The organism is Paenibacillus mucilaginosus 3016 (assembly GCF_000250655.1).
Taxonomy (GTDB): Bacteria; Bacillota; Bacilli; order Paenibacillales; family NBRC-103111; genus Paenibacillus_G; species Paenibacillus_G mucilaginosus.
On sequence record NC_016935.1, the window covers coordinates 3,025,009 to 3,045,489 of the forward strand.

Annotated in this window: 16 protein-coding genes; 14 read left to right on the forward strand and 2 right to left on the reverse strand. The window is 61.8% G+C overall.

Features of this window, described 5'->3' with window-relative positions; genetic code table 11:
- Positions 1–735: 735 nt before the first annotated feature.
- From PM3016_RS12945 to PM3016_RS40740, 5 genes are all read left to right on the forward strand, one after another.
- The gene (locus PM3016_RS12945) at positions 736–1,719 is read left to right on the forward strand and encodes an aldo/keto reductase (RefSeq protein ID WP_013916042.1); all 984 of its coding nucleotides are present in this window, start codon (positions 736–738) and stop codon (positions 1,717–1,719) included.
- A gap of 330 nt (positions 1,720–2,049) precedes the next feature.
- Complete coding sequence (locus PM3016_RS12950) at positions 2,050–4,551, forward strand: glycosylhydrolase-like jelly roll fold domain-containing protein (protein ID WP_013916043.1); 2,502 nt, start codon at positions 2,050–2,052, stop codon at positions 4,549–4,551.
- Between the two features lie 2 nt (positions 4,552–4,553).
- Entirely contained in the window at positions 4,554–5,228 is a 675-nt protein-coding gene (locus PM3016_RS12955) for a rhamnogalacturonan acetylesterase (protein WP_014369778.1), read from the forward strand.
- A 327-nt stretch (positions 5,229–5,555) separates the two neighbouring features.
- Complete coding sequence (locus PM3016_RS12960) at positions 5,556–7,202, forward strand: AAA family ATPase (protein ID WP_238540502.1); 1,647 nt, start codon at positions 5,556–5,558, stop codon at positions 7,200–7,202.
- Between the two features lie 54 nt (positions 7,203–7,256).
- Positions 7,257–7,640, forward strand: a complete 384-nt coding sequence (locus PM3016_RS40740; protein ID WP_274379998.1) for a helix-turn-helix domain-containing protein — start codon at positions 7,257–7,259, stop codon at positions 7,638–7,640.
- An 8-nt stretch (positions 7,641–7,648) separates the two neighbouring features.
- On the opposite strand, the gene PM3016_RS12965 is transcribed toward PM3016_RS40740, so the two are convergent.
- Complete coding sequence (locus PM3016_RS12965) at positions 7,649–9,010, reverse strand: cytochrome P450 (protein ID WP_014369779.1); 1,362 nt, start codon at positions 9,008–9,010, stop codon at positions 7,649–7,651.
- A gap of 252 nt (positions 9,011–9,262) precedes the next feature.
- Between PM3016_RS12965 and PM3016_RS38605 the strand changes: the two genes are divergently transcribed.
- Positions 9,263–9,439, forward strand: coding sequence for a hypothetical protein (locus PM3016_RS38605; protein ID WP_014369780.1), 177 nt, complete (start codon positions 9,263–9,265; stop codon positions 9,437–9,439).
- Between the two features lie 214 nt (positions 9,440–9,653).
- Here PM3016_RS38605 and PM3016_RS12970 read toward each other — a convergent pair whose 3' ends face one another.
- Complete coding sequence (locus PM3016_RS12970) at positions 9,654–10,487, reverse strand: DUF2797 domain-containing protein (RefSeq protein WP_014369781.1); 834 nt, start codon at positions 10,485–10,487, stop codon at positions 9,654–9,656.
- Between the two features lie 247 nt (positions 10,488–10,734).
- Here PM3016_RS12970 and PM3016_RS12975 point away from each other — a divergent pair, with 247 nt between their 5' ends.
- From PM3016_RS12975 to PM3016_RS13010, 8 genes are all read left to right on the forward strand, one after another.
- Positions 10,735–11,463 (forward strand): response regulator transcription factor, encoded by a 729-nt coding sequence (locus PM3016_RS12975; protein ID WP_014369782.1) that lies wholly within the window; start codon positions 10,735–10,737, stop codon positions 11,461–11,463.
- Entirely contained in the window at positions 11,453–12,484 is a 1,032-nt protein-coding gene (locus tag PM3016_RS12980; RefSeq protein WP_014369783.1) for a sensor histidine kinase, read from the forward strand. Before PM3016_RS12975 ends, PM3016_RS12980 begins: the two co-directional genes overlap by 11 nt.
- Positions 12,485–12,635: 151 nt before the next feature.
- Positions 12,636–13,556 (forward strand): ABC transporter ATP-binding protein, encoded by a 921-nt coding sequence (locus PM3016_RS12985; protein ID WP_014369784.1) that lies wholly within the window; start codon positions 12,636–12,638, stop codon positions 13,554–13,556.
- Positions 13,549–14,283: an ABC transporter permease gene (locus tag PM3016_RS12990; RefSeq protein ID WP_014369785.1), complete on the forward strand. Its 735-nt coding sequence runs from the start codon at positions 13,549–13,551 to the stop codon at positions 14,281–14,283. The genes PM3016_RS12985 and PM3016_RS12990 overlap by 8 nt, the downstream gene beginning before the upstream one ends.
- Positions 14,284–14,380: 97 nt before the next feature.
- Positions 14,381–15,178: an undecaprenyl-diphosphate phosphatase gene (locus PM3016_RS12995; protein WP_014369786.1), complete on the forward strand. Its 798-nt coding sequence runs from the start codon at positions 14,381–14,383 to the stop codon at positions 15,176–15,178.
- Between the two features lie 78 nt (positions 15,179–15,256).
- On the forward strand, positions 15,257–15,745 hold the full coding sequence (locus PM3016_RS13000) for a GyrI-like domain-containing protein (RefSeq protein ID WP_014369787.1): 489 nt from the start codon (positions 15,257–15,259) through the stop codon (positions 15,743–15,745).
- Positions 15,746–16,434: 689 nt separating this feature from the next.
- Positions 16,435–16,677 (forward strand): hypothetical protein, encoded by a 243-nt coding sequence (locus PM3016_RS13005; RefSeq protein ID WP_013916055.1) that lies wholly within the window; start codon positions 16,435–16,437, stop codon positions 16,675–16,677.
- Between the two features lie 37 nt (positions 16,678–16,714).
- Positions 16,715–20,383: a CBM96 family carbohydrate-binding protein gene (locus PM3016_RS13010; protein WP_014369788.1), complete on the forward strand. Its 3,669-nt coding sequence runs from the start codon at positions 16,715–16,717 to the stop codon at positions 20,381–20,383.
- Positions 20,384–20,481 lie beyond the last annotated feature (98 nt).

Sequence of the window (20,481 nt, forward strand, 5' to 3'; positions counted from 1 at the left end):
GCGCATATGCGGGAGGGCGTAGGAGGGTAGGGCCGGTTTCGTCCGACTTGCTTGGCGGGCCGGTTCCTCGTGGTTCACGGCGCTCGATGTGGCAGGCTGGGTGCGCCGGATAGCGGAACTCAGATTCCTTATTCGGCTATTTCCCATCATTTCCCGAAGAATAGCGGAACTCAGATGTCTTATTGGGTACTATCATGGGGAGCTAGGCCTGTCGGGGCGCCATTAACGCACCTGAGTTCCGCTAATTTACAAAAGGCCCCCCTCACGGTGGCAATAACGCATCGTAGTTCCTCTATTTCACAAAAGCCACCTCTCACGGTGGCAAAGCGAATCGAAGCTCCGCTGTTTCGCGAAAGGCACCTCTCATGCTGGGAGCTCTCAGGCTGGCAGCGCACGGGGTTCCGCTATCTCACAAAAGGCACCTCTCACGCCGGGGGGCAGCACAAACGGAATTCGAGAATCGCCTTCTACGGTGGGAGCAGCGCAAAACCGCTAATAACGCATCCACCTCTCATCGGACCTGAGTATTCCGACTTTGGGGGCGAACCTTTCGGCGGCGCGAATGGTCGTTCCGGCGGCACCCTTTTTCGAAACCACCATATACATACCGGCTAGCCTGACTGATCCATCACAGTAAAAGGTGCCTCAACATTCCTTCATTGTTGTGTCTTCCGTTTCTTCCCTTTATGGGATATCATGGAAAATAAGCTTGGCTAAAGAGGAGTGAGTGGGAAAATGGAGTATGTGAAGCTCGGATCTACCGGATTGGTCGTGTCCCGGCTGTGCCTGGGATGCATGAGCTATGGAGTGCCGGAGCGCGGGGCGCACCCGTGGTCGCTGAACGAGGAGCAGAGCCGTCCTTTTATCAAGAGGGCGCTGGAGCTTGGGATTAATTTTTTCGATACCGCCAACATGTACTCCGACGGGACGAGCGAGGAGATCGTAGGCCGGGCGCTCAAGGATTACGCGAACCGGGACGAGGTCGTCATCGCTACGAAGGTGTTCTATCCGATGCGCAAGGGGCCGAACGGCGGCGGGCTGTCGCGCAAGGTGATCATGACGGAGATCGACCACAGCCTGAAGCGGCTCGGCACCGACTATGTGGACCTCTACCAGATCCACCGCTGGGACAACGCGACGCCGATCGAAGAGACGATGGAAGCCCTCCACGATGTCGTGAAGGCCGGCAAAGCCCGCTATATCGGCGCCTCCTCCATGTACGCGTGGCAGTTCCTTAAGGCGCAGCACACGGCTGAACGCCACGGGTGGACGCGCTTTGTCTCCATGCAGAATTACCTCAACCTCCTGTACCGTGAGGAAGAACGGGAGATGCTGCCGCTTTGCAAGGACGGGGGCATCGGCGTGATTCCGTGGAGCCCGATGGCGCGCGGACGGCTGACGCGGGATTGGGAGGAGAGCAGCGAGCGCTCGATGACGGACGAGTTCGGCAAGACGCTCTATGCCGCTACGGCCGAGGCCGATCGCAGGGTCGTCGAACGGGTGGCCGAGGTGGCGGCGGAACGCGGCGTGCCCCGTGCGCAGGTGGCGCTGGCATGGGTGCTGCAGAAAGAGCCCGTGACGGCGCCGATCATCGGAGCGACGAAGACGCACCACCTCGACGATGCGGCCGCAGCCCTGACGCTGAAGCTGACACCGGAAGAGATTGCGCGTCTCGAAGAGCCCTATGTGCCGCATCCGGTGCTGGGCGGACTGAATTAGACCTACGGGGCACTCCGGAAACGGGGTGTCCCTCTTTGAATTGGCGTTTTGCGGGCATCGCACACCGATCTGCAAGAAAATCCTATAGCAGTCAAGCCGCCTTACAGGTATCGTGAAAAGCAGAGGCGGCAGCCTTATGCCCTTGAACCCGGTGCCTGCATGGCACATGCCGACCGGACCTGCTCTGATTCAAGCGGAGCGAACAAGGCCGAAACCCATAGGGCAGCTTCCATAGAAGTAACCTACATAGAAGACGCGGCAACCAACCGGCTGCCGGCCTCGCGTAAGCCAACCAACTCAACCCACTTTTGACCCTGGAGGTACAACCGAATGCTGGACCGTTTGAAGCAAACGTTCGTTCATCCCCCCGACGAATTCACGCCGGTACCGTTCTGGTTCTGGAACGACGAGCTGTCGAAGGAGGAAATCATAAGACAGATCCGCGACTTCCACGCGAAGGAGGTCGCGGGCTTCGTGCTCCATCCGCGCATGGGACTTCCGCGGTCCCAGCCTTACCTGGGGCCCGAGTTCCTGGACCTGGCCGAAGCGGCCGTGAAGGAAGCGGCGGAGCTCGGCATGCAGGTGATCCTCTACGATGAGGGCATGTATCCCTCCGGTGCGGCGAACGGCCTCGTGGTGAAGCGCAATCCGGCCTTCGCCAGCCGGGGGCTGCAGCTGACCGAGCATCCCTGCGCCGGGGCGGGCAGCACCCGGCTCCAGCTGAGCCGGGCTCCGGGAGAGCACATCGTCGCGGTCCTGGCCGTCCGCAAGGTGTCGGAGAAGGAGATCGACCCGAAGGCCACACGGCAGCTCCAATCCTCAACCGGTGAAACGATCGAATTCACACCGCCTGGCGAGGGGACTTGGTCCATTCTCGTGCTCAAGGATACCTTCTCCAAAGGGACGATCCGGGGCATTCACGAGGGTCAGGACGACGGGGATGCGGACGCGCCCCTGGCCGCCGACCTCCTGAATCCGGAGGCGGTCCAGGCGTTCATTGAGCTGACGCACGAGAAATACTATGCGAAGCTGGGCGCTTACTTCGGCTCCACGGTGATCGCGATGTTCACCGACGAGCCCGACCTGCTCGGCCGGCGGCATCTCCGCGGGCTGAAGCCGTGGACGACGGACCTGCTCGAAGAAGTGCTCGTCGCCGGCGTTGGTCCGGAAGAGCTGCCCGCCCTGTGGCTCGAGGCGGGGGAGGAGACGCAGCGCATCCGCAGCGCCTACGAGCATGCGGTCTACCTGCGGATGACGCGCTCCTACTACAAGCCGCTGTACGATTGGTGCGAGGCGCACGGGGTTGCCCTCACCGGCCATCCGGCGGCAAGCGACGATATCGGGCTGCTGAAATATTTTCACATCCCGGGGCAGGACGTCGTATGGCGCTTCATCGCTCCAGAGAACGATCTCGGGGTGACCGGAGTGCACAGCACACTCGGCAAATGCTCGGCGGACTCGGCCCGCCACCGGGGCAGACGGCGCAACCTCAACGAGGCCTTCGGGGTGTGCGGGAAGGAGAGCGGCTGGGCGCTGAAAGCGGACGAGATGAAGTGGTATCTCGATTGGCTGTTCGTGCGCGGTGTGAATCTCATCTCCCCGCATGCGTTCTATTACTCGATCCGGGATCAGCGCCGTGACGAGCGCCCGCCGGATGTGGGCCCGAACAACATCTGGTGGCCCGAATACCGGCGGTTCTCCCGCTATATCAAGCGGATGAGCTGGCTCATGACGGACAGCGTCAACCAGGCACAGGTGGCGGTGCTCACCCCGCCCGCAGGTCTTCCCTGGAAGTCGGTGAGGGGACTCTACGAGCGCCAGCTCGAGTTCAACTACCTCGAAGAAGAGCTGCTGCACTCCGCGTGCGAGCTGGACGGGGGCGTGCTGCGCATCGCGGACCAGGCGTACCGGGCCGTGCTGGTGGAGGACGGCAGCCGTTTCGGAGCGGAGACCTGGAGCAGGCTGCAGACCTTCGCGGAGCAGGGCGGCCTCGTGATCGAAGCCGTGGAAGAGGAGCGCGGCAGGGGCAGCGGCGCGGACATCGGCCAGCAGCGGACCACGCCGGCCGGGGCGGCGGAGCTGCTCGAAGCGGCGCTGGGCCGGGGCGCCAGCCTGTCTCCCGCCCATCGGGACATTCGGATCAGCCATGTGGTCAAAGAGGGCGTCCACTTCTTCTGCGTGGTCAATGAAGGAGAGACGGCCTACGAAGGGGCCTTCTGTCTTCCGGCTGCGGTCTCCGGCCGCACGGAAATCTGGCACCCCTGGCACGGGACGGTGGAAGCGGCGGCAGCCGTACCTGCAGAGCACGGGGCAGAGCTTTCTCTGCGGATCGAACGGCGCGAAAGCCTCGTGATCGCAGTCGACCCCGGGCAGTCTGCGGCCCCGGCATCTGCAGATGCCGGCCGGTTGAGGCTCACGGAGGAAATCCCGGTCACGGCCGGCTGGCGTGTGCAGGGAGCGCCCGGCGTGGAAGAACCCGCCTCCCTCTCGTCCTGGACGGAATGGGAGGGTATGGCACATTACTCCGGTACGGTCGTCTATGAATGCAGCTTGCCGCTCGACGGCCGCACGGCAGGCGGGAACGCCAAAATCGTGCTCGACCTGGGCGAAGCCCACGAGCTGGTGCGGGTCTGGGTAAACGGCCGGGAGGCAGGGGCTGTGATGTGGAGTCCGTACCGGTTCCAGGTCGGGGAGCTGCTGCACGAAGGGGATAATGAGCTGACGGTAGCGGTAACGAACACGCTCGCGAACCGGTACGACGGGCAGTCGCTGCCCTCGGGCCTGATCGGTCCGGTGAAGCTGTCCGTCTATACGGCTGGGGAGGAGAGATAACGATGAGCGCGGAAAAGAAGATCAAAGTCTATCTGGCAGGCGATTCCACGGTTCAGACGTATCCGGAGGAACGGGCGCCGCAAGCCGGATGGGGCCAGTTTATTGCGGAGCATTTTACAACAAAGGTTCTCTTCGTTAACCGGGCGATCGGCGGGCGCAGCTCGAAGACGTTCGTTGAGGAAGGGCGCCTGGCGGAGATCCTCGCGGAGATCGGGGAAGGGGACTATCTCTTCGTGCAGATGGGGCACAATGATGCGACGCCGAGCAGGCCGGAGCGGTACACAGAGCCGTTCGGCAGCTATAAGGACTATCTGCGGCAGTACATCACGGGCGCGCGCGAGCATGGGGCCCGGCCGGTGCTGATTACACCGATGGGCCGCCTGCACTACGAGGACGGCGTCTTCCTCAACGACTTCGCGGACTACTGCACGGCGATGAAGGAACTGGCGGAGGAGCAGGGTGTGCCGCTCGTCGACCTCATGACCCGCAGCCTGGCCGATTATGCGGCGATGGGCTATGACGAGGCGCAGCGCCTGTTCATGATCTCCGTGAACGGCACGGACCTCACGCACTTCAGGGAGGCCGGCGCGCAGCGGATTGCAGCCCTCCTGGCCGAGGGGGTGCGGGAGCTGGGGATCCCGCTGTCGGAGCAGGTGCCGGTGCTGCAGGAAAAGTAGCAGGGCGCTGCAGGAAGTAATGGATTGTATGGAAACGGAAGGGAGCCGATTCGCCTCAAGAGAGGGGGAGTCAGGTTCCCTTTTTGTGTTCAATATCAGAAAGGATAACTCGCGTTAGCAAAGTCATTCGTCTGGGGTTACCCCTGCGGATTCACCGGGCACTTGCGAGGCGGTATCCGGTTTATGCTCTATGGCGTGGCGGAGTGCCCGGCTTTTCTGCTGCGGCCCGCTTCTGTGAATCTTTTAACAAAACATGGAAATCGTCTCCTGGACCGGGAAATTTTCTGATATACTGTGGCTACCAAATCAGGAATACGGGTGAAGAGAATGCCGCAAGGAACGAACCGGATTGCCGACCGTGAGTCGGAGTTTATCGTAGGCAGGGAACGGGAAATGGAGCTTTTTCGCGCGCTGCTTGAGCGGCGCCGGGGCGCTGGTGAGGGTGTGGGACCGCTGACGATCCTGCACTTGTACGGCACAGGCGGGGTAGGCAAAAGCACGCTCCTCCGCCAGTTCCTCCGGGAGGCGGAGGAGAAGGGGGAGACGGCCCTGCTGCTCGACAGCCGCGACTTTGTGCATACGGAGCAGGGGCTCTTCGAAGCGCTGCTCCGGCAGCTGCAGGGGGTGACGCCGGCAGGTTCGGATCCGCAGGCTGCTGCGCTGCAGCCTGCAAGAATGGGCTGGCTGGCGGCGCTCGAACGCCTGCCGGCGGACCGCCGGCTGATCCTGGCGTTCGATACGTTCGAGGAGATGCAGGACATCGAGGCGCTGCTCCGCGACCGTCTGCTCCCGTGGCTGCCCGAAGGGGCACTGGTGCTGCTGGCCGGACGGCTTGCCCTCGGCAGCGGGTGGATGAGATCGCCTGCTTGGAGGGAGCGTGTCCGCCAGCTGCCGGTGGAGCACCTCTCCAGGCCCGACTGCATGCGCTACCTGGAGCAGTGCGGGGTGCGGGAGGAAGAGCAGAAGGAGCGGGTCTGGCGCCAGACGCACGGCCACCCGCTGTCCCTGTCGCTGGCGGCAGCCGCCCATGCCCTCAGCGGGAGCTGGGAAGAAGCCGCGCCGCTCGACTGGTTCGCGGAGGTGGCGGCCCTCTGGCTCCGGGAAGTCCCGGACGGGGAGCTGCGGAAGCTGGTTGAAGCGGCTTCGGTGCTGCGGGTGTTCGACCAGGAGCTCCTCTCGTCGAGCCTGGAGGCCGAGGTGCCGGCCGAGGTATTCGACCGGCTGACCGGGCTATCCTTCGTCCGCAAGTCGGAGAGAGGCTGGCAGCTGCACGACTTGATGCGGGAGACGACGGAGGCCCGGCTCAGGGAGCGGGCGCCGAAGCTGCACCGGCAGATCAAGGACCGGATCGCGGCCTACTATGCCGATGAGATCATCGCCGCCTCCGGAAGAAAGAATATGGACTGGGAGGTTGGCGAGCTGTTCCGCCATGCCGGGGTAGAGGTGCTGCCGGCCCTGACGGCCGAGCGCTCCCGCAGCCGGTACTACTGGGAGACGGTGACGGAATCCTCGCTCGGGGATGCTCTCGCCTATCTTGAGGGACGGAGGAGCAGCATGACGGCGATCCGGGGCTGGGAGACCGATCCCCAGACCGGCCAAAGCTTCCGCATCGATTACTCGGCGGAAGCGGTCAGGTACAATTCGGCCGGCCTGGACCTCGAGGAGGTGTTCCGGCTCGAGCCGTCATCCATTCAGCTGCTGCGGGATGCGGAAGGGGGAACTCAGGCTCTGTCCGTGAACATCCCCATCCACAAGGGGACCCTGACCTGGCTGACCAGGGACCCTTTCTGCGGCCCGTATCTCCGGTCGCTGTCCCCGGGCGAGCTGCGGGCGCTGGAAGCTCCGCCGGAGCGCCCGGCCGGCTGGTTCCTGCGGTGCTCGGATTATGCCGACCTCATGAATCCGGCCGTACGCACGGAAGGGGTCTATCTCATCTATTCGTATATCGGCCGGGGCGGCATCCTCATCTGCTAGCCTTATCCTACGGAGATTACCCGCAAGGCCTACATTGGCTTCGGGTTCAGCGAGGTGCCCCAGGCCGAGCACCGGAACTATGACGGCGTCACGCCTGCTCCAACCTATGTGCTCGATGCCAGAGGCGCCAAGCTCCGCTCCTTCTTCGAAGGGCTGCTCGGCAAGCCGGATGCGGCGAAGACCTCTGCCGAGACCGCGTCGTCTGCGGAAGCGGGCGGCAGCGGCGGAGAAGCCGCCGGTCCCTCCCCGCTGTGGGAGAAGCTGACGGAGCGGGAACGCGAAGTCGCGGGGCTCGTGCTCGGCGGCTGCTCCAACCCGGAGATCGGCGCGAGGCTGTATATCTCGGAGGTGACGGTGAAGAAGCACCTCAAATCCGTCTACGCCAAGCTCGGAATCACGAAGCGCATCCAGCTTGCCGGCCTGCTGCTCGGGGAGTGAGCCGGTCCTTAGCGCTGACGCCGCTCGGCGGTAACGCGGATGCCTCCCTTCGGGGCAAGCGTGAGCAGCGCCTCAGGGACGGCCGGCGGATGGCCGGGCACATGGCGGAGCCGGTACCGCTGGCCGATGACGACGAGAATCTGCACCATCTCCAGCATCGCGAAGTGATTGCCGATGCAGGACCTCGGTCCGGCACCGAACGGGAAGTAAGCCATCTGCGGCAGCGACTTCAGGAGCCCGTTCTCGAACCGCTCCGGCCGGAAGGCCAGCGGGGCGTCGAAGTACTTGTCGCTCGTATGCAGCGGGTAGGGGCTGATCATAATCACTTCTCCCTGGCGCAGGGACAGCGGACCGATCACCACGTCCTCCAGTGCCGTCCGGCTGGTAATATACCCGGCAGGCCGCAGCCGGAGCGTCTCCCAGAGGACATTCTGCGTATACTCGAGCGCGGGGTAATCGTCCGCAGCCGGCAGCCGGCCGCCCAGGACGCGCTCCCATTCCTCGAGGAGCTTGGTTTCCACTTCGGTATGACGCATGAGGAAGTCGAAGGCCCACGCCAGCGTATGGGCCGACGTCTCATGTCCGGCGAGGAACATCGTCATGATCTCGTCACGCAGCTGGCGGTCGGTCATGCCGGAGCCGTCCTGCTCGTCCACGGCGGACATCAGGGCGGAGAGCAGATCCTGCCGGGACCCGGGTCCCTGGGCCCGGCGCTCCCCGATCAGCCGGAACACGATATCATCGAGCGTGCGCAGCGCCCCCGTGTATTCGCGGTTCTGCCGGGTGGGGACGAACAGGGGCAGCCGGACGAGCTGCCGGATCTTCTCCGAGGCGATCCGGTTGACGGAGTCGAAGGCTTGCCCGATCATGTCGAGCTCGCTGCGGGAATCATAGCTGAACATGGTGCTGGCGATAATGTCGAAGGTAATGGCGAACAGATCGTGCGTGAGGTCCCGGGTGTCCCCGTCCTTCCAGCTGTCCAGCCTCGTGAGGGTGCTGGCGGCCATATTGTCCGCGAACCGCTGAATCTGGGTGCGCGTCAGTTTGGGCTGCAGAATGCGGCGCTGCCGCTGGTGGAACTCGCCCTGGCTGAGCACAAGTCCTTCGCCGGTCAGCCGTTTGAGCTCGTCGAAGGTGCCGGCTTTGGTGAAGGAGTCGGCCTTAGTAACGAACACCTCCTTGAGCAGATCCGGGTGGAACAAAGCATGGAAGCGCTGGGGGCCTAGCCGGAAGACGGCCGCGTGGCCGTAAGTGCGGTGCAGCTGCGTCATAAACTCAAGCGGATCCTGGCGGAAAGCGGCCAGGGAGCTGCCGATACGGGTTTCTTTGGGAAGGGCCGAAGGGGCCTTGGTTTCGGTAAGCGGGTTCATGGTTATGATGTCCTCCTTCATCCTGCGCTCAGCCGGTCAATTACCGGCTGACTCCGTCATTATGGCATGGGGATGAAGGGAAGGGGCAGTACCCGGTAGGATACTTTTGCGGGACCGGGAGGATAGGACAGCGGGAGCCGGAAGAAAACCCTTCGCATTTGACAGTAAATGGTTCCCATTTTGTCCTGTTACGTAAGGGAATCCCCCAGAAACCTCAACAGCTTCCCCCTGCTTGCCCAAAGGAGGTACGGCATGAAATTCGATACGGCGGTCAAAGCAGCCCCGTTCGCCATCATCCTGTTGATGATGTTTGCCCTGTTTGGCAGAAAGTACGTAACGTATGCGCCAGCCATCGGTTGGTTAGGAACGTTCGCTGTGCCCCTCCTGCTGGCGATCTGGTATGTGGTGTTGAAGCTTCGGAAGGAATAGGCGGTACGGAGCGGCTTCAAAAGCTGCTGTTCCTCGACACCTCCCGGTTCACATGCCTGTTCAGAGGATGCGAAGCGGGAAGAGCGGAGGCGGTTCGCTTCTTCCCTGCTTTGTTCATGTCAAGCAAAACAGCCCCCGATGGGATGCATCGGGGGCTGTTTCATTCCGGGCTCTGCAGATCATGGATGATACGATGGCAGGATGAGAACAGTCTTTAGAATACGAGCTGGTCTTCGGCCTCCTCGGCAGGCACCGGGGCTGCGATGTCGATATTCACCTTGTAGCCGCTGAATTTTTTGACATTGAGAACGGCCCCTTCGAAGATCAGGTAATTGCCCTTGATCCCGATGAGCCGGTCCGTGATGAGCGGAGCCTTGGCCAGATCGTAGGTCTTGATCTTTTCGGGTGACTGGAGCTGGGGATACACGAACTCATGTACCTCCTCGTCATCCAGCAGATACGGACGGAACGCTTCGGGCACGTAGGCCAGAATCTCCTGCCGGCTCCGCAGCAGGTCGATCTCGTCGACCTGGCCCTTGAGCATTTTGCGCCAGTCGGTCTTGTCCATCACGTGCTTGCTCAGCTCGAATTCGAGCTCGCCGGCGAGCTTCCGTGTCGGCAGCTCCGCCAGCGGAATCGCCTGCATCGCGCCCTGGTCGGTCCAGCGCTTCATCTGGTTGCCCTTGCGCGTCAGGCCGACCTTCAGGCCGCTGCTCACCGCAAGATAGACATAGTGCGGAACCATGCAGTAGGTCTGCGCGAACTCGGGGTCCCGGCAGGTCCCCTGATCGAAGTGGCATTCATGAGGCTTCACGATGCAGAGATCGTTCTCGGCCAGCTCGGTAAAACAGGGATAGCAGTAGCCGGAGTTATAGGTTTTCTTGATCTTCCGCGAGCAGTGAACACAGCGGATCTCTCCCGTGAACTGGATGTGGAGCGTCTCACCGATCCAGTCGTTGAGGGGGATTTCGGTATCGTCGAGCTTCAATCTATACTGAACCGGCGCTTCGTACCGGTGGGCAAGGCCTTGCAGCATTCCGCTGGGCATAAGGGAAATCCTCCTGTTGTGCATGTAATGATGTGAGAAAGTAAGAATGAATGTTCCTCTATTATACCTCCTCCACCCCCAAAGGGACAGGAAGGAAAGGGAAAATCGCGGGACGGGCGGGATCTCCGGGGGGAAAAGTACCGGAATTGAAACATTTGGGCGGGATCTACCGTCTGCCCTTAGGATCATTGCGGTGAAGGCCGGATGGCTGTGACGCACTAGAGAGAAAAGGAACAGGTGAGGAACGATGGAAGAAGTTCGGGTGCTTGTCGCCGATGACGAGAAAGAAATCCGGGAGCTGCTCAGGCTCTATCTGGAGCGGGAAAGGTGCCGCGTAGATCTGGCCGCAGACGGGGAGGAGGCGCTTCGACGGTTCGGGGGGCAGACGTACAGTCTGGTTCTGCTGGACCTGATGATGCCGGGTCTGGACGGCGTGGAGGTGTGCCGGCGCATCCGCGCCGTCTCGAACGTGCCGATCCTCATGCTGACCGCCAAGGATCAGGAGATCGACAAGGTGCTCGGCCTCAGTATGGGGGCCGATGATTATATCACGAAGCCGTTCAGCATCCACGAGGTGATGGCCAGGGTGAAGGCGCAGCTGCGCCGCTTCAGAGTGCTGGGCAGTGAGGCGGACGCCGGCGGGGGCGGGAGCCGCGATCATGCCGTACTGCGCTTCCGGAATCTGACGGTCGATACCCGGACCTATACGGTAACCAAGGACGGGCACGAGGTAAACCTCACCGCCAAGGAGTTCCAGCTCCTGAAGCTGTTCGCCTCGCACCCCCACCAGGTGTTCACGAAAACCCAGCTGTTCCGGCAGGTGTGGGACAGCGAGTATCTCGAAGATGACAATACCGTGATGGTGCATATCCGCAAGCTCCGTCTCAAAATCGAAGACGACCCGTCCGACCCGAAACGCATCCAGACCGTATGGGGAATCGGGTACAAATTCGCAGGTGAGCCTCATGAAGCGTAACGAAGGGCTGCTGCCCCTCCTGCAGCTGACGGCCGCCGGGGGACTGCTGTTCACCGAGGCCGGGGGCTGGGGCTGGAACGGGCCGGCGGGGCTCCTTCGGGGCGTCCTGTGGGCTGTGGTCGTGACGGTCTCCTTGCTACTACTGCGGAGCAGTCTCCGTTATACCGCCCGCCTGAAGGGCCTGACAGCCGAACTGCACCGCGTCCTGGCGGGCCACGGCGGCGCCCGGCTGCTGGCCGGCGGGGATGCCGTATGGAACGAGGCCGTCTTCGCGGTGAACGGGCTCATCGAGCGCCTGGCGGAGGTGCAGGCCCGCTCGATCCGGTCCGAGGCCGCAAGGAAGAGCCTGCTCGCGAACATTTCGCATGATATCCGAACCCCTCTCACGTCGATGATCGGCTACGTCGATGCGCTGCGGGACGGGATGGCGCCGACCCCCGGGGAGCGGGAGGAATATGTGGCGATCCTCTCCCGGAAGGCGTATGCGTTGAAGCGTCTCGTCGATGAGACGTTCCATCTCGCGAAGCTCGACGCGGACGATCTGCCCCTGCGCCCCGAGCCGCTTGACTTCGCCGAGGAAGCCCGGGAGGCGCTGATCTCCCGGCTCCCCGAGCTCCAGAAGCGGGGGATCGAGCTGCAGGTCCGTCTGCCGGAGGAGGGCTGCCGGATCACGGCCGACCGCCTCAGCCTGCAGCGCATTCTCTCGAATCTGCTGGAGAACGCGCTGCGGTACGGCGGGGAAGGCGGCGTCCTGGGCGTGGAGCTGGCGGCGGAGGACGGGGAATACCGGCTGCAGGTCTGGGACCGGGGGCCGGGCATCCCGGCGGAAGAGCTGCCGCACATCTTCGAGCGCAGCTACCGGGGGGACCGTTCGAGATCGTCCCGCGACGGAGGGAGCGGACTTGGTCTTGCAATCGCCCGGGCGCTGGCGGAGAAGAACGGGGGAAGACTCCGGGCCGAGAGCGAGCCGGGGGTGCGTACGGTGTTTATGCTGGCTTTCCGACGCGCGGAGCAGCCTTGACGGTCCGCCGTGTGCCGTACAGTGATGCCCTGCTGCCAGCTGGAGCGGCCGGTTAAGGAAATGGTAAGAACTCGATAAGCGGGGCTTAAACTCTGCCCGTTATGATGATGAAGTAACGGTGGATATCCACACGAAGGAGAGGAGGCGCCGCATGGGCACTGTCATCCGCACGACGGAGCTGAGCAAGATCTACGGTAAGCAGAGAGCGGTGGACCGTCTGAACATGCACGTGGAGCAGGGCCGGATCTACGGGTTCCTCGGACAGAACGGGGCGGGTAAAACAACCACCATCCGCATGCTGCTCGGCCTGATCCGCCCTTCGCAGGGAGAGATCGAAATCTTCGGCGAACGGCTGCAGGAGAAGCAGAAGGAGATCCTGCGGAGGATCGGGTCGATCGTCGAGTTCTCCGGCTTCTACGAGAACCTGACGGCACGGGAGAATCTGGCGGTCAATGCCAGGCTGATGGGCGTACATAAGAAGAATGCGGTTGAAGAAGCCCTGGAGACGGTCGGCCTCCTGGGCGAGACGAAGAAGCGGGTCGGCTCCTATTCACTCGGCATGAAGCAGAGGCTCGGCATCGCCCGGAGCATCCTGCATCATCCGGAGCTGCTGATCCTCGACGAGCCGACGAACGGACTCGATCCGATCGGGATCAAGGAGATCCGCCGGCTGATCTCCTCGCTGGCCCGGGAGCGTGGGATCACGATCCTGATCTCAAGCCACATCCTGCCGGAGGTCGAGCAGCTCGCCGACCGGATCGGCGTCATCCACCACGGACGTCTGCTCGAGGAGATATCCCTGGAGGAGCTCCGGCGCCAGAACCGGCGGTATCTCGAATTCCAGGTGTCGAGCGACACGAAGGCGGCCATGCTGCTCGAGAAATTCCGGCACATCCACGATTATGAAGTGGGGGATGAGGGACGCATCCGCATCTACTCCCACATCGGGGAGCAAGGGAAGATCAACAAGCTGTTCGTCGAGCACGGCATCGAAGTAACGGGGATGACGGTGAGCGAGGACAGGCTCGAGGATTATTTTGTGAGGAAGATTGGAGGAGGAAGCTTTGGTTAATCTGCTCTATACGGAGCTGCTGAAGCTGAAGCGGGCGCGCATGTTCCTGGTCAGCCTGATCGGGGCGGCCGCAGCCCCGGCGATGATGTTCCTTGGGCTGCTGGACTTCCACATGAGGCGGCCGGGCGAAACCGTGACCTTCGCCAAGGTGTTCGAGGACACGAACCTGTATGTGATGCTGCTGATCGGGACGCTGCTCTACGGGGTGATCACCGCGTACCTGTTCCAGCGCGAATACACGGAGGATACGCTGAAGAACCTGCTCACGATTCCCGTATCGCGGACCAGCCTGATTGTCAGCAAGCTGCTCCTGCTCTGCCTCTGGATTGCGGTGCTGACGCTGACCGCCTGGGTGCTGGCCCTGGCGGCCGGACTGCTGGGCGGAGCCGAAGGCCTGGACGCGGACGTGCTGCTTCATTCGCTCGGGCAGTATTTGGCCGGGGGCGGCCTGCTGTTTCTTTTGTCCACGCCGACGATGTTCGTGACCTTCCTGTTCAAGAATTACGTTCCCACGATCATCTTCACCTCCGTGATTACGATGGGGAATGTGGCGCTGGCCAATAGGGACTATAAGGCGCTCTTCCCCTGGTCGGCCGTGCAGGTGATTGCGGGCGGCGGACAGGTGGACGCATACCCGATCCACTATTCGTACCTGGCGGTCGGCCTCGCCTCCCTGGCGGGATTCGTGGCGACGCTGATCTATTTTAAGCGTGCGGATATCCAGTAAGAGGAAGATCCAGTAGAGGAAGATCCAGTAGAGGAAGATACGGAAGAGGAAGGTACGGAAGAGAGAGATCCAGTAACGAGGGAAGAAGGAGAGTAGCATGAGTGATTTGTGGAAAGCCGTCATCATGGGCATCGTCGAGGGGCTGACCGAATTCCTGCCGGTCTCGTCTACCGGGCATATGATTCTGACGGGACATCTGCTGGAGTTCGAGGGGGACAAGGCTTCGACCTTCAAGGTCGTGATCCAGTTCGGCGCGGTGCTGGCGGTGCTGGTGCTGTACTGGAGGCGGTTCTTCGGCTTCCTTCGGATTTCCCCGCGGATGCTGGAGCGTCCTGGCCTGAACCCGCTTCATGTGGGAGCGGCGCTGGTGCCTTTTTTGGTGGCGGGACTGACAATCTACGGATATATGAAAAAACACCTCTTCGGCCCGACGCCCGTGCTCATCGGACTCGTCGCCGGCGGCGTGCTGATGATTGCCGCAGACCGCTTCCGGGGAAGGGTGACTGCGGAGACGATGGATGACATCACCTACAAGCAGGCGTTCGGCATCGGGCTGTTCCAGTGCCTGGCGATCTGGCCGGGCTTCTCCCGGTCGGGCTCGAGCATCTCGGGCGGCATGCTGCTCGGGACCAGCCAGAAGGCGGCGGCGGAGTTCACCTTCATCATCTCCGTGCCGATCATGTTCGCCGCATCCGCCTACGACCTGTACAAGAGCCGGGAGTTTCTGTCCATCGGCGATCTTCCGCTGTTCCTGACAGGACTCGGCACGGCGTTCCTTGTGGCGATGCTTGCGATCGTCACGTTCCTGAATCTCATCAAGCGTCTGAGCCTCTCGTGGTTCGCCGTTTACCGGTTCGTGCTTGCCCTGGTGTTCGTCATTATCCTCTATTTTTAAAATCGACGGATGACAAAAAAAGGGAATCACCGGGCGCTTATCGAATAGTTCAGGAAACGTTCACGGGGAGGCGGGAGCATGACAAGAGTACTGGAAGCCCAAGTGATTCAGAAGCCGGCGTTTCGGGCGGTTGGATTGCGGTGGGAAGGCACGTTCGCGGAGGCGGCCGCAGGCGGCATCCGGCTCGTTCAGCAGGAGCTGCGCGGGAGGCTCGGTGAGATTGCGGGTCAGGTGAACCCGGAGCAGCTGCTCGGCCTCTCCTACCACGCGCATCCCGAGGCGGAGGGCTTCGTTCACTATGCCGTGCTGGAGACGGTTCCCGGGGCGGGGATTCCCGAAGGCATGCTGGAGATCAGCGTCCCGACCCTCGCCTATGCCGAATGCGGGCATGCCAAAGGACAGGACATCCAAGAGACGTACCGGCTGATCTACGAGTGGATCTCGGAGCAGGGCTACGTCCTGAATAAGGACACGGAGCTCACGCATTACGAGGTGTACCCGGTGTCCCAGAATCCGTACGATCCGGACCCCGAGTTCACGATCCGGATTCCGATCAAGGGTCAATAAAGTGGACGGAAGAGGGCGCTATGGAAACAAAGCGTCCTCCGGGCCATTGAAATGGCAATCGGCCCATAAGGCACCTGCGGTTCCGCGGAGAAAAGATCCCGCAGTGATCGGAGGTTCCCGCCCTATGGCGTCGGTGGGTCAGCTGGTTTGGCGGGAACTTTCTGTTCGACAGCCGGAGCAAGCGGCCTATGTCCAATGCCAGACCGATGCTGTCTCTCCTGCAGCTCCATGTTCCGATGTGCCTGGATGGGGTCCGTGGCTCGAAGAGGCCGTGGACTTACCGGAGGGATGTGGCTTTATTCTTCAGATTTTTATTCTTCAGATTTTTATTCTTCAGATTTCTTTCTCGGAAAAGCCGTGCTGGATGGCGGGGGATAACAGGAATCTATACCTTTTCAAAACTCGGTTGACCAGGGAATGGGATTTGGATTGGGACTGTTATGGACCAAGTACATATCCCTTCCGAATAATGGAATTTTTACTCACTGGGCTGATTCATCTACTCCTTCCGCGGGTAACTATACACATGACACTACCAGATCGTACCAGCAGCCCCAATCCATTCGCCCTACGATTCGAAGTCAGCGCCTTACAAGAGGCCTGGCTTTGTTGGCGTTTCCCTAAAGAAAGCGCCAACAATTGCCGTGGCCCTCAACTTGTGCCATACTGTCATGTGGAGGTGGTATAATATGTATAAAAATCCCAATTACATGGGCAGGGACTACAAAGAATTGGTCTCTGGCACAGAACTCTTTGCCGCTGCGCTGTTTCAGCGGCCCGTACACATCTGGCTCTCGCAGCCCGAGACGGAGCGACGGCTCGACTGCAGCGGCATCATTCAAGGGTATGATGACGACTATGTGCAGATCCGGGGCGTACGCTACAGCCGCACCTGGTGCAAGTTCTATGTAGGCAAAAGAATCCGGGCTTAGTGTCGCGGACAACGTGGATGAGAGAAAGGATGAACTAGTGATTGTTTTGAATGGATTGTTTCGTAACTGGATGCTTTGGCTGCTGGTGTGCAGCCTGCTAGCCATGCTGCTGCCGATGTCCGGCAGAGGGACTGCGGCCGGTGCCGCGGTCCTGATCGACGACCTGACCGATTGGAGTAAGGTGTACGACCGTTCCGATTCCCTGAGTTTACGAAGCTTTCCGGACTATCCGGCGGAGGACCCGACACGTGCGGTGCCCGGCGGTTCCGGAGGGGAGTACGTAACTTACAGGACGAAGGATCCCCTTCGTTCTTTTGCCGTGAGTGCTTATTACTCGCCCGCGGGAGGCCGGCACGGCCATCCCACCTTCTATGTATCCCCGGACGGGATGACATACAGCCCGGTTACGGCTAGTGTCTATGAGAACGGCGGGTACTTGCAGGCGGTGAGCTATGAAGCGAATCGGCTCCCGCCAGACGCGCATTATCTTCAAATTCGTTATAACGCCCGATCCGCCGGCGAGCCGCCCACCCTGGGGAAGGTGGTTCTGAACGGCCCGGGGAGCGTTCAATCGTCCCTGCCCGGAGGGCTCGTTCCCTACGGAAGCAAGGTGGTGCTTAGGTCCGAGACGCCAGGGGTTACGATCTACTATACGACAGACGGCAGTGATCCCCGGTCGTCCCGCACACGCAGGCATTACGGGGGGCCGATCGACGTCCTGGACTATATGGAGCTGCGCACCTGTGCTGTCCTGACCGGGACGGCGGCGAGCCGCGTGTCCCTCTACCGTTATGTGCCCCTTCCGGCCGAGGATGAGGGCCGGATCGGACAAGTCTTCGAGGACGGGTTCGTGGACAGCGGTGTACCCCAGGCCGTCTACGGGCAGACGAACACGCTGCTGCTCAAGAAATTCCGGAGCAGGGAGGCTTATCTGAAGTTCCGGCTGCCGGAGGTCATCGGCGAAGGGGATACGGTCACCCTGCAGGTGTACGGGTATGCGGCGGACAGCTCCCGCCAGCCCGCAGCGCTGAAGCTGTATTCGGTCTCTCCGGCGTGGTCCGAGGGGACCTTAACCTATGCGAACAAGCCGCTGACCGTGACCGGCTCCGCCTATGGAGCCGCGCCTCCTTCATCGGTAGGGGGGACGGTCTATGGAGGAAGCTCTCCCCCCAGTGTGGGAGACGAGGTTTATGGACAGTCCTCCTCCAGCACAACGGAGGCGGTGTACGGACAGCAGCCCGTGTCCGGATCCTCGACCGTAACGGGAGCCGCCTACGATCCGGCTCCCTCCACCGTCACCGGAATGACCTATGGGAAGCTGCTGGACAGCCTAACCCTGGATTACGGTCCATCCGGCTGGCTGCAGTTCGACATTACGGCGTATGCCCGGGAGGCCCGGCAGCACGGGCTAACGGAGATCAGCCTGGCGCTCGTCAATGAAACCGACGGGATGACCTTCCTCGGCAGCCGGGAGTCCGGAGCGACGGCACCGTTCCTGCTCTCTTCCCCTCAGGTGAAGGAAGGCTTCACCGACGGGCTCGAGACGACGGGCCGAATCCATTCCCGCTCGAATGTGTATCTGACCGGCACCGACCCGGATTACTATGGCGGGGATACCGGCCGTCTGGCCCGGACGTCGACCGCTGCAGGGTGGGTAATCTACCGGTCCGACGAAGATATCCGTTCCGTGACGATGACGGTGTATAAGTATGTGGCTGCCGGAGGGGACAAGTTCCGGCTGTACGGCTCCAAGGACGGCACGGTTTACGTGCCGATCGAAGCGGAGGCGTATGGAACGAACTCTTCAGCCGGCGGCTGGCTCGGCTACCTCTACGAAGCCGTAACGTCCGAGGAAGGGATCCGCTACCTGAAGATCGAGCTGCCGGCGTCCACCGACAAGCCGTGGGCTTCGCAGCTTGCCGAGGTGACGCTGAACCGCAGCACGGCGTCCGTGCAGCTGTCTTCCACCCGGACCGCCGGCGGACTGGTGGCGGAGCTGTCTTCCGCTGCCCCGGGTGCAGCGGTCTTCTACCGGCTTGGGGAGGAGCAGCCGTACCGGCGCTATTCGGAGCCGCTGCTGCTCACGGGCTTCCCTAAGCTGCAGACCTACGCTGTGAAGGACGGCTTGAAGCCGAGCCCTCTGCGCACCTACACCCTGAATGCATCGGATGCCATCAAGGTGGACCGCTTCGGACAGCTCGGTACGAACCCCTTCGCAGGCAGGGTCCATAGCGAGCAGGAGCTTCGCAATGACGCTGCTGCCGACGAGGCCTATTACGGCAGCCTGGCGCCGCCGGAGGAGTGGGACCGCTTCGGCGGGCTCGACGGCAGCGCCGAACGGTTCGGCCTGGAGGCCACGGGCTATTTCGCCGTCGGCGATGCCGGGGGACGGAAGGTGCTGAAGACGCCGGAGGGCAACGTCTTCTTCAGCCTCGGGGTCAACGGCCTGACGAACCTGGAGACGTTCACTAAGGTAGAGGGACGGGAGGAGCAGTTCGAGTGGATTCCGCCGTCGGACGGGGAGTACCAGCAGGCCTTTGTCCCGGGGGATCCGGGGAGCTTCTCCTACTACATGGCGAACAAGTACCGCAAGACGGGCCAGTTCCCGACCAGCAGCGCTCTCTACACGGAGGCTGTGGGGCGGCTGAAGGACTGGGGCTTCAATACGGCGGGCAGCTTCTCGCCGGAGCAGTACGGGAGCAAGAATGCGTTCCCTTATGTGCGGATGCTGCCGCTGAGCTGGATGGACTGGGCCCGCGTACCGGGACTGTCCCTGTTCGATATCTTCGCTCCGGATGCGGAGCAGAAGATCGATGCGACCTTCGCGTCCGTACTGCCCCAGCATGAGAACGACGAGATGCTGATCGGGTATTTTCTCGATAACGAGTACGATTACCACAAGTTCCGCCGGGAGGTGCCTAGGCTCAAAGGAAGCAGGGCGGCCATCAAGCTGAAGCTGGTGAGCGAGCTCGAGGCCAAGTACGGCACGATCGCCGCATTCAATACGGCCTGGGGAACCGCCTTCGCCTCGTTCGAAGAGGCGAAGGAGCAGGAGCTGCCCCTGAAGAGCTCGGCCTCATGGCATGACATGAACGCTTTCTTCGAGCTCTATATGGATACCTTCTACGGTACGGTCTCGCGGATCTACCGCAAGTATGACAGCAATCATCTGCTCCTCGGCGACCGCTGGATCACTACGCCTTTCCACGATACGAAACTGAGGGAGATCATGGCCGAGGCGTCGGGCAAGTACATGGATGTCATCTCCATCAACTACTATACGCGGAAGCTGGAGACCGACCTGCTGAGCGAGGTGCATGCCAAGTCGGGCGGCAAGCCGATCCTCTTCAGCGAGTTCGGCTACGGAACGGCGGAGCAGGGGCTGAAGCCTCTCGTACCGGGTGCGGCGCTGAACCAGAACGACCGGCAGCTGCGCTACCGCAATTATGTGGAAGGGGCGGCGAGCCTCAGCTACGTCGTGGGTGTGCATTGGTTCAATTACGTGGACCAGGCCGGCACGGGGAGGTACTGGCAGGGCATCGGCGATTGGGCGGAGCGTTACAACTCCGGTCTGCTCAATGTGGCGGACAGGCCCTACAAGACGTTCCTGGCCGGCGCGATGAAGAGCAACTACGAGATCTACCAGGTGATGCTGGGGGAGCGTCCGCGCTTCTATTACGAATTCAACAGCAGCAGCACTCCATAATATTTTTAAAAATAATACAAAAGAACCCTGCCAGGACCTTCGGTCCGGACAGGGTTCTTTTGTGTGCAAAGGAACTGCAAACGCGCCAGGGATGATCC